This window comes from Senegalia sp. (in: firmicutes), from assembly GCF_052088025.1.
Classification (GTDB): Bacteria; Bacillota; Clostridia; order Tissierellales; family SIT17; genus Anaeromonas.
In genome coordinates this window covers 1-11527 of the sequence record NZ_JBQCYD010000060.1, presented here as the reverse complement: position 1 = coordinate 11527, position 11527 = coordinate 1, and the positions used below count along the sequence as shown (strand labels likewise).

Annotated in this window: 8 protein-coding genes; 4 read left to right on the top strand and 4 right to left on the bottom strand. The window is 27.6% G+C overall.

The features are described 5' to 3' along the window. Positions 1–52: 52 nt before the first annotated feature. Positions 53–1078, bottom strand: a complete 1026-nt coding sequence (locus tag ACTHUW_RS11680) for a potassium channel family protein (protein WP_442197437.1) — start codon at positions 1076–1078, stop codon at positions 53–55. A 136-nt stretch (positions 1079–1214) separates the two neighbouring features. On the opposite strand from ACTHUW_RS11680, the gene rluF reads away from it, so the two are divergent. The 4 genes from rluF to ACTHUW_RS11660 all read left to right on the top strand — a co-directional run bounded on the left by rluF (position 1215) and on the right by ACTHUW_RS11660 (position 7829). Beyond that, positions 1215–1955 carry a 23S rRNA pseudouridine(2604) synthase RluF gene (gene rluF / locus ACTHUW_RS11675; RefSeq protein WP_442197438.1) on the top strand — a complete coding sequence of 247 codons (741 nt, stop codon included), beginning with the start codon at positions 1215–1217 and terminating at the stop codon, positions 1953–1955. Positions 1956–2153: 198 nt separating this feature from the next. Continuing rightward, on the top strand, positions 2154–3401 hold the full coding sequence (locus tag ACTHUW_RS11670) for an MFS transporter (RefSeq protein WP_442199597.1): 1248 nt from the start codon (positions 2154–2156) through the stop codon (positions 3399–3401). 357 nt (positions 3402–3758) lie between these two features. After that, positions 3759–5735 carry an LTA synthase family protein gene (locus ACTHUW_RS11665; RefSeq protein WP_442197440.1) on the top strand — a complete coding sequence of 659 codons (1977 nt, stop codon included), beginning with the start codon at positions 3759–3761 and terminating at the stop codon, positions 5733–5735. Between the two features lie 72 nt (positions 5736–5807). Further along, a complete protein-coding gene (locus ACTHUW_RS11660) occupies positions 5808–7829 on the top strand; it encodes a penicillin-binding transpeptidase domain-containing protein (protein WP_442199596.1) in 2022 nt (673 codons plus the stop codon). Between the two features lie 30 nt (positions 7830–7859). Here the strand turns inward: ACTHUW_RS11660 and ACTHUW_RS11655 are convergent, their stop codons facing one another. Genes ACTHUW_RS11655 through ACTHUW_RS11645 form a run of 3 tightly spaced genes read right to left on the bottom strand, consistent with a single transcriptional unit; the run spans position 7860 to position 11325 of the window. Next, a complete protein-coding gene (locus ACTHUW_RS11655; protein WP_442197442.1) occupies positions 7860–8552 on the bottom strand; it encodes an aspartate/glutamate racemase family protein in 693 nt (230 codons plus the stop codon). Positions 8553–8565: 13 nt separating this feature from the next. After that, positions 8566–10128, bottom strand: a complete 1563-nt coding sequence (locus ACTHUW_RS11650; protein ID WP_442213362.1) for a Mur ligase family protein — start codon at positions 10126–10128, stop codon at positions 8566–8568. Between the two features lie 18 nt (positions 10129–10146). Continuing rightward, a complete protein-coding gene (locus ACTHUW_RS11645) occupies positions 10147–11325 on the bottom strand; it encodes a carboxylate--amine ligase (protein WP_442197444.1) in 1179 nt (392 codons plus the stop codon). Positions 11326–11527 lie beyond the last annotated feature (202 nt).

Sequence of the window (11527 nt, the reverse complement as noted above, 5' to 3'; positions counted from 1 at the left end):
CGTTTCTTTTCTTTTACTTAGAAATTATCTCTTGACATATTACCAGATTGCTTTATATATTAAAATGCCTTTCTCCTACATCATTTGCTATCTTTCTTAAATCATTCACTTGTTCTTCCCTTCCTAAAACTATCATTGAATCTCCCTCCTTTAATATATAAGTTGAATTAGGATTAAAAGCCAACTTCTCATCATCTTTTGTCTTAATGGCAAGCACTATTAAGCCAGTTTTTTCAGGTATCTTAGCCTCTATTAGGGTTGAGTTTATGAGTGTGGAGTTTTTAGATATAACCACATCTTCTAAGTCTAGTATAACTTCACCAGCTCTTGTTATTATATCTAAAAATGAAATAACTGTTGGTCTAAGCATCAAAGAAGCCATTCTAGTTCCACCTATCTCATTTGGAGATATGGTATTATTTGCCCCTGCCTTTTTTAATTTTTCATCTGCATGCTTATTAATTGCACGAGAAACTATATATAATCCATCATTCATTTGTCTAGCTGTCAATACAGTATATACATTTTCTGCATCAGAAGAAAGTGAAGATATAAGTCCCTTAGCGTGTATTATTCTAGCTTTTTCAAGAGTTTGTTCTTGAGTAGCATCTCCTCGTATTGCAAATACCTTATCTTCTATTAGTTCATTTATTTTATTTTCATCCTTATCTATTACAACAAATGCAACATTGCTTGCTTTAAACTGTTTAATAGCATTTTGTCCTGTTTCACCTGCACCACATATTATATAGTGGTTTGTTAATTTGATTATATTTGATTCCATTTTTCTCCTCCTCCAAGCTTTTTTAATATCTCCTTCTAAGAATGAAGATACTATAGCACTAAATAAATAACCTACAGTACCTAGACTTATAAATATTAAAATTATAGAAAATAATTTAGCTTCTGTATCCATTTCTGCAACTTCTGCATATCCCACAGTAGATATTGTTATAACAGTCATATATAAAGCATCTATAAAATTAAGGTCTAATAACAATGTATATCCAATAACTCCAGTTGCAATTAGTGATATAAGAAGGATTACTACAAAATTTATATTACTCTTTTTTTCCATATCCTCATCCTTTTGCTATAATTTATTTGTGTAATTAATATTAATATAATTATAACATAATAAGTAAATGCAATATTAAAAATAAACTATAAATATGATATTATATATATAAAGAATAAAAGGAGTTATCAAACTAATGGATACAAATAATACAAAGAGAATCAATAAATTTATAAGGGAAACAGGACTATGCTCTAGACGTGAAGCAGATAAACTAATAGTTGCAGGGAGAGTAACTATAAATGGTAAGAGGGCTGAGATAGGATCTCAAGTAAGAGAAGATGATGATATAAAGGTTGATGGTAAACCTTTAAGGTCAAAAGAAAAGCCAGTTTATATTGCATTAAATAAACCCCGTGGTATAACCTGTACTACTGAATCTCATATAAAAGGAAATATAGTAAAGTTTATGAATTATCCAAAGAGGATATTTCCTATAGGTAGGCTTGATAAAGATTCAGAAGGCTTGATATTTCTAACAAATGATGGAGATATAGTAAATAAAATTCTTCGTGCAGGCAATAATCATGAAAAAGAATATATAGTTACTGTAGATAAGGCTATTACAGATGAATTTATAAGGAAGATGGCTAGTGGAATTCCTATATTAGATACTGTTACAAAAAAATGTTTTGTAGAAAAGATAAATAAATATAAATTTAGAATAATATTGACCCAAGGACTCAACAGACAAATTAGAAGAATGACATCATACTTAGGATATGAGGTGCTTGAACTTAAGAGAATAAGAATAATGAATGTGAATTTAGATAATATAGCTTTGGGTAAATGGCGTTATTTAACAAGTGAAGAAATGGATACTATAAATAAACTTACAGCTAATTCATCAAAGACAATAAATAGTAAAAGAATATAAGGTAGCTAGAAACATTAGGATTTAATAATACTTATACTTTTGCAGCAAAAGAAGATATGGAAAAAGTATCAAGGGATTTCCTTAAAGAAAAAGGCTTAATTTAGAAAAAATAAGAGCAAAATCATACTATTTATATTATACTATAAATAGTATGATTTTTTATTTTATATAAAAGTTAATTTTAAGGAGCGTAAATCAATGTTAAACATATTTTCTCAATACAAAGGTCTCTCAAGGTCAGCATATGTTTTGTTTTTTGCAAGGATAATAACCAATATGGGTGGCTTTATTTGGCCATTATTAACTCTAATACTCAGTAGAAAGATAGGTTATTCTGCATCTACTATAGCATGGCTTTCTGTTGCTATAGGAGGATTGTTTTTACCTGCTACTATAATAGGAGGGAAATTAGCAGATAAATTTAATAGGAAAAAAATAATAGTTATATTTGATTTGATAACTGTAGTATTTTTTGTTTTAGCAGGACTTGTAGAGCCTGGAACAACTATGCTTGTGTTTTTTGTAATAGCAGGATTGTTTGCCAATATGGAATATCCAGCATTTGAAGCACTTATAGCAGATGTTACTAAGCCAAAGGAAAGAGAAAAGGTATACTCCTTATCATATTTAGGACATAATTTAGGCTTTATGTTTGGAGCAAGTATTGGAGGGTTGTTATTTGAAAATTATTTAAATTTAGCATTTATAATTGATGGATTTACAACTCTTTTATCTACTATACTGATAATTATATTTATAAAAAATATAAAGGTAGATGATACACAAGAAGAAGAAAATGAATATGAGGTAAGTACTGATGTAAATATATCTTCATGGGATATTTTAAAACAAAGAAAGTCAATATTAATACAATTGATAATATTTATATTTGCTTCTTTTATATATGATCAATGGTCCTTTGTCCTACCCTTATATATGGAGGATATATTTTTAGATAAGGGCGCTAAATACTTTGGACTTATATCAAGTTTTAATGGCTTTGTAGTTATAGCCTTTACACCTATAATCACTTATTTGTTTAGAAAGTTAAATGAATTACCAAAAATAATAATAGGAATATCCTTATATCCCCTTAGCTATTTAATTATCAAAGATACCAATATTTATATGGTTTTTTATATAATGATGTTTGCTTTTACCATAGGAGAGATAGTAAACATGCTTGGTTCAGCACCTTATATAAGTAGACGTGTACCGGCAAGTCACAGGGGAAGGATAAGTAGTTATAGAAATATAGGATATTTTATAGGTGGAACAGTTGGTAGAGTGGTGATGGGATATTTAATTGATAAATTTTCATATGAAGCTGCCTTTATTACACTTGGGATAGTAGGAATACTTGCAAGTATAGTGGTAGGATTTAACTATAAATTAGATAAATCAATATTCCCAAAATTATATGAGAATAATTCGAATAAACTTTAATAAAAATGTAATATAACAAAGAAATAGCTTGAAAATCCATTTTTTTGAAATATTGATGTAACATAGCTTGTAAATATTCAAATAATTTCAAATACAAAAACAACAATAAATAATTTTAATGAATTTAAAATATTATATATTGGCTAATTTACTGTGTTATAAGTCATGATATGTGATATAATATAAGTATATGTATATTAATTAATTTTATCAAAACAAAAAAATAAGAATTCTTGTTATATTACTTTAATACTATTAATAAGTATGAAAATTGATATTTAATTGATTATGATATAAAATACTTTTATAGCAAAATTGAATTTGAAATTAAAAGATATAAGATGAAGAGGGGATAATATGAGTTTTAAAAATAAAATATTAGGTGGATTTAAAAAGAATATAATATTTATAGTTTTAATATTAGGAGCAATTTTTAATGATATCTTATTAAGAAAAATGACTGTAGGAGGAATATCTTATTGGAAACCTATTCTAACTACAATACCGATGATTATATTTATAAGTTTATTAGCACTCTTTTTATCATATAGACGTAGAAATTACTTATATGTAACTTTATCAGTATTTTTTGGTATGTTAAATGGAATGAATTATATTTATTATAAACATTATAGTTCGTTTTTATCTTTTTCTTTACTCAAGCAACTTAGTCAAGTTAAAGGTGTAGCAGATAGTGTTGTAAAAACTTTAGATTTAAAGGTATTGTTATTTTTTATTCCTACAATAGTATTGATTGTAGCTATAAAGAAATTAAAAACAAAGGACTTCTTTGTAAGAGCAGAACAAAATAGAAGCAGATTAGAATTCCTACCACCTGTAGTAATAGGTTTAGTGATTTTAACATTTGTATTTACTACATTAACTAACACTGACAAATCTCGTATAGTAAAACAATGGAATAGACCATATTTAGTTGAACAATTAGGGATATATTCATATACAACTGCTGATTTTGTGAAGAATATTGCTTCAAGTAGTGTACCTGAAATGAAAGATGAAGAAGCTACTATTTTATTAGAAGATTTAGTTGAAAAAAATATAAATATAAAAAAGGAAAATGAATATACAAATATATTTGAAGGTAAGGATGTATATGTAATACATTATGAAAGTGCTGAAAGTTTTGCTATGGATCAAGAATTTGAAGATGGTCCTGTAACTCCATTTTTAAATAAAATGGCTAGTGAAGGACTTAATTTCGAGAATTTTTATACTCAACATTCCGTAGGTACTAGTAGTGATTCAGAATTTACATTTAATACCTCACTTTTACCTATAAATAATGGTACAGTATTTATGACTCATGCAGATAGAGATTATGTATCTATGGAAAAGCTTTTAAAAGATAAGGGTTATTATACTATGAGTATGCATGGGAATAATGGTGACTTTTGGAATAGAAATATAATGCATGAAAATTTAGGTTATGACAGATTCTTCTCTAAGGATGATTATAATATAGATGAAGAAATTGGACTTGGTTTAAGTGATGTTTCATTCTTTAATCAGTCAATACAAAAGATTAAACAAATTAAAGAAGAAGAACAAAAACCAGTATTATCAACACTTATAACCTTATCTAATCATTATCCTTTTGATGATGTAGAAAAGTACCCAGAGTTTAATGTAGGTCATTTAGAAGGAACTGATATTGGAAATTATCTAAAATCGTATCATTATGCAGATACAGCCTTGAAATCTTTTGTAGAGGGAATGGATAAGGAAGGATTATTAGATAATGCAGTGATAGTTTTATATGGAGATCATCTTGCAAAGATATCAAATTCAGACTACAGTAAGGCTTTTAATTATGATAAAGAAAGTGGAGAATATTATACAAAAGAAGATCCAGAATATGTTGCTATAAATGGTACATTTAAAAAAGAACTTACAAAAACTCCATTTATAATTTGGTCAAAAGATCAAAAGTTTAGTCAAACAATTGATGCACCTATGGGTATGGTAGATGCCTTACCTACAATATCAAATATGTTAGGCATATTTAATCCATATCAAATAGGTCAAGATATGATGAGTGCAAAGGAAAATAATGTAGTATTTCCTGATGGATCGTGGTTAAATGAAAAGCATTATTATTCAGTATCAGACTCTAAATTGTATTCATTTGAAAGTGATAGAGTGATAGAAAACCCATCACTTGTAGTTACTAATGAAAATATAGATAAAGAAATAGATTTATCAAATAAGATTATACAAAATGATTTAATAAGATTTTTCAATGGTTTACTTGCTCATCAAAAGGTATTGACACCACAACAAAGGTCTATTATGTATACTGAACCAGTTAGCTAAATGACATTATTTAAAGGTGACCTAAATTTTAGGTTACCTTTTTGCATATCAATTTTTTAAGGAGGTAATTTAGTGAAAAGAATTAAAGTGAAATTATTATTAATAAGTTTGATATTAATTACTATATTAGTATTTACAGCTTGCGATAAACAAACAGCTAGTGAAGCCTTTAATACTTATGAGGTTAAATGGGAAGATAAAGATTATGAAGCTATGTATGAAATATTATCTAAGGATTCAAAAAAATATATATCAAAAGAAGATTTTATAGATAGATATAAGAATATTTATGATGGAATTGGCGCAAAAGATATAAATATATCAGTGAATGAAAATGATGAAGATAGTGAAGAAATAAAGTTTGATATATCTATGAACACTTTAGCAGGAAAAGTAGAAATAGAAGCTTATGAAGCTAAAATGGTTAAAGAAAAAATAGATGATGAATATATATGGCTTGTAGAATGGGATGAAAGCTTGATATTTCCTCAAATGAGTAAAGAAGATAAGGTAAGAGTAGATACTTTAGATGCAAAAAGAGGAGAAATTTATGATAAATTTGGAAATGGTCTTGCTATAAATGGGACAAGATATAATATAGGAATATACCCAAAGTTATTTGAAAATCAAAAGCAAAATAATATAAGTAAAATGTCACAAATATTAGATATAGATGAAGAGAGGATAAAAACAGCATTAGAAAAAAACACTAATCCTGAATATTTTGTACCTATTGTTAAAATTTCAGTTGATAATACTATATTATCAGAGTTATTAGAAATAGAAGGTGTCAAATATCAAGAGATAAATGAAAGAATATATCCAGGTGGTGAAGCTTTTGGTGCTTTAATAGGTTACATTAGACCTATAACAAAAGAAGAATTAGAAAAAGATGAGGAAAATTTCTATAATAATAGAAGTGTAATTGGAAAACTAGGTTTAGAAACCGTATATGAAAAAACTCTTCGTGCAAATGATGGTAAAGAAATTTATATTTCAAAAATATCTGATGGTGAAGAAATAGATAAAATAATCATAGCTAAAACCAGACCAGAAGATGGTGAAGATTTAAAGTTAGCTATTGACAGTAGTTTGCAAGAAAAAATATATGAAGAGATGGATGGTGAAGTAGGAGCATCTTCTGCAATCGATCCAAAATCAGGCGAAGTTCTTGCTATGGTAAGTTCACCTTCATTTGATTCAAATATATTTAGCACGTATCTATCTGATTCTGAAGCTCAAAAATTTGATGAAGAAAATATAGATAGACTTCAAAATAGATTTAATGATGTATATTCTCCAGGTTCTACATTTAAACTTGTAACAGCAGCTATAGCTTTAGATGAAGGTAGTATAGATCCATCTGAAAAAATAAGTATAAATGGTAAGAGTTGGCAGAAGGATAAATCTTGGGGAGATTATAAGGTAAATAGAGTTAGTCAAAAATTATCAAATGTAGATTTAAATGATGCATTTGTCTATTCAGATAATATATATTTTGCAATGGCTGCAATTAAAATTGGAGCACAAGACTTTCTTGACTCTAGTAAAAAGTTTGGATTTAATGAAGAACTACCTGTATCTTATCCTATAGAAAAATCACAAATAGCCAATAAAAATCAAATAGATAGTGAAGTATTACTTGCAAATACAGGCTATGGTCAAGGACAAGTTCTTGTAAGTCCACTTCATCTGTCTCTTATATATAGTTCACTTGTAAACAATGGAGATATTATGAAGCCAACATTAGAAATTGATGAAACTATTAAGTCAGAGATTTGGAAGGAAGATATTATATCTGATCAAAACAAGGATATATTGCTAGATAGTTTAACCAATGTAATAGAAGATGAAAATGGAACTGGCAAGGAAGCAAAAATAAATGGTATAAAATTAGCTGGAAAAACTGGTACAGCTGAATTAAAGTCATCTAAGGATGAAAAAGGAAAAGAAAATGGTTGGTTTGTAGCTATGAATGTAGATGAGCCTAAGCTTGTAATTTCTATGATGATAGAAGGAGTAGAAGGTAGAGGTGGAAGCCATTTTGTAGTTCCAAAGGTCAAAAATATAATAGAGGAATATTTGAAAAAGTAGACAATAACAAGGAGCTGACATAAACTTATGTCAGCTCCTTGTTATTGCTTCTGCTACTATTTTCATTGGGTCTAATAATGGTACAGAAATATGACATTGTTTTAAAACTAATGCTATTTCTGTACATCCAGAAATTATAATCTCAGCACCATTTCGTATAAGTTTATTACTAGCTTCTATTAATAAATTAAGTGGATATCCATTTGTATTTCCATTTTTTATACCTTTTTCACTATATATAGCTTCCATTACATTATTATTTTGGGTATTTTTATCTGGATAAATTATATTTACATTTTTAATATATTTTTCAAATAACTTTGTATTGATAGTTCCAGTAGTTGCAAGTATTCCAATTTTTGTAGTATTAGTATAATTTTTTTCGATATATTTATTTGTTTGTGCTAATGAGTTTAAAATTGGTATCTCTAAATTTTTTTGTACTTCTTCTATAAAATAATGTGATGTAATGCAAGGTATACATGCTATATCTACACCAGCTTTTTCTAGGTTCTTACCTGTTTCTATTATAGCAGGTAGTGGATTTTCTTCCAATCCTAATATATATTTAGTTCTATCAGGTATTTTAGGATTATTATCAATAATTATCCTATAATGATCTTGATCTGAGTTTACTTTTGTTGATTTTATAATTTTTAAAAACAAATCAGCAGTAGCTTCTGGCCCCATTCCTCCTAATATACCTATAACTTTATCATTCATTTATAAAACTCCTTTATTCAATGCTTCCTAATTCTAATGAACCAGCTACTCTATCTTTTAAAGGTGCATATAATAAATCTTCATCTATATCTGGTCTTAGAAGATGCATAATTTTAAGTGCAATGTGAGCACCATAATCCATTCCTTGACACCCTGCAAGAAGTACTACATCACTATCTTTTGCTCTTGAAATCCCTTCATTAATTGCATCAGGTAATTCATTATATAAATCTACTTCAATATTATTTTCATCCATAATATTCATAAATATATCTAATTCTTCTTGAATCACTTTATCTTTGTCAGTAACATGAGAATCACTTGTAGTTGCTATTATTTTTTTAAAACCTAATTTATGAGACCATTCTACTATAGCTAAAGCATTTTCTTTGTTAACTATCTTTCCCCTACTTCCTCTTATTGCGTATATCAAATGTAAATCTTTATAAACCATCTTATTAAGTGTAGCAAGAGTGACATTGATATTCCCTATATTTGCAAAATGATCATCTATAATTTTAAAGTTATCTTCAAATATAAATTGGAATCGTCTTTCAACTCCAATGAAATTTTCAAGGCTTTTTTGAATATTATTTATCGGAACACCAGCTAAAAGAGCAATAGCAATAGCACTCATAGAATTATATACAGAATGATATCCTGGTACAGAAAGATTTATTTTAAATCTTCTTTGTTTATATTTTGTATTTCCTAAATTCAAAGGTTTGTTTATAGATACATAAAAAACAGCTCTTCCTGTAGATAAATCTAAATCCTCACAAGATAAATCACCATCATTATTTTCAACACCAAAGGTTAAAATATTAGCTTTGGTTTCACTTATTAGCTCTTTAAGTATAAGTGAATCGATATTAATTACTGCCCAAGCAGACTCTTTGGCATTTCTAATGAGACTTGACTTAACTCTAAAATAATCTTCAAATGAACCATGAAGATCAATATGCTCACGACTGATATTGTTAAATGCCACAATATCAAAATCCACATCTGCAACTCTACTTAGTTCCAAGGAAGAAGAAGATACTTCCATTGTCACATGGGAAATATTTTTATTCTTCATTTGATAAAAATAATTTTGCAAATTTAATGATTCAGGAGTTGTAAGTATTGAAGGTATTGATACATTAGAAAATTTACTTACAACAGTTCCAATAAGTCCTGTACTATATTTATTGTCAGCAAGTATTTTGTCTACCATAAATGAAGTAGTAGTTTTTCCGTTAGTAGCTGTTATGCCTATCATTTTCATATGGTTTGAAGGATTATTATAGTAGCAACTACTTAGGTGTGCTAAAGCAATTCTACTATTATTTACTTTATACTGTGGTATCTTCCAGCCCTCTTGGAAATCTTCTACAATTAATGCTACAGCTCCATTATTAATGGCACTCATTATATATTTATGACCATCAGTTTTATATCCTTTTATGCAAACAAATATATGGTCTTTTTCAACTTTCTTTGAATGATACGAAATCCCTGAAATATCAATATCTTTTTCATTCCAAGATTCAATAATATCAATAGATTTAAGTAGTTCGTTTAATTTAGTCATTTGTATTCATCTCCTATATTATAGTAATTTTTTTATTGTATTTTTAAATTTTGAACTTATAAATGATAGCATTGGATTTGGATCTCTTATATCCCATATTGCATGTGCTTTTGGTCTAAAATAAGACTTTAAAATTTTTAAAGGTTTTAATTGTTTAGTTTTAATATAATCTTTCACTGCAAGTAAGTCTTCATATGCATACCAAAAGGTTAAATTAGTATCATATTTTATAGATTTAGGCTCCAAAGGCTCACCTATTAAATCTCTATAAGCTATATATGGCATATTAATACCACATTTATATAAAAGGCTATTTAAGTTTGTCGTTCTTGCGTTTATTTCTATTAAATAATACTTATGAGTTTTAGAATCCTTTTTAAATTCAATTTCAGAAAAACCTTTGAAACCTATATCTTCTAGAAATTCAGCACCAATATCATATAATTCTGGGGTATATTTTTGTTCAGTGTAAACTGAAGCACCAAAGTTTATAGGATACTGTCTAAGTTTCCTACAAGTTACCCAGTGAGTAACCTTATTATTTTGGTTTACATGAGCATCAAAAGTATACATATGATCATCGAACCCTGGTATTATTCTTTGTATTATCACTTCTAAATTTTCATCTGTTGCTTTTTTTACTGAGTCTAAGAGCTCTTTTCTATTATATACTTTAAAAAGTTTTTTTCTAAATATACTTACAAATGAAGGTGAATCTACAGGTTTTACAATGCATGGATACTTGATGATTTCCTCTACCTTTTCTATATAATTATCCTCATTAGGACGTATAGTTTCAGGTACGTTTATACCATGCTTTTCTGCTAATCTATGTAGAGATTCTTTGTTCATAACATCTGTATAAAGTCCCTTTTCATTTTGTGGTATAAGATAATACTCTTTTAATTCATACAAATATTTATCTATAAATTCTACATAAGGGTCAGCACTAGGAAATAATACAGGCTTTTTATCTTGCTTTTTAGAATAATTTATTAAAAATTTTACTAGTTTGTCAGGATCTTTTTTGTAATGAGGGCCTATTAGCTTTTCATTTAAATATTTAGAATGAAAGCCATAGGTTTCATCTTTAGAATAGTCAATTGCAGTTACTTTGACACCTTTTACTCCTAAGCATCTTATAATACTAAGTCCGATATAATAATTTGCTCCAAGAACAACTGCTTTATTTTTCATTATTTCACTTCCTTTAAATCATATGTTCAAGTTTTTCTATCTTATCAATTTTATCATATAATAAAGATATAATAAAGAAGTAAATAGTTAGCTTTGGCTAAGTTTTTTAATTAAAATTAATTATATAGGGTATATCTATTTAAGTAGTTAGTGCTAGTATATAAATAGGTCAACCTAAACATAATAAATTCTATTTCTGATA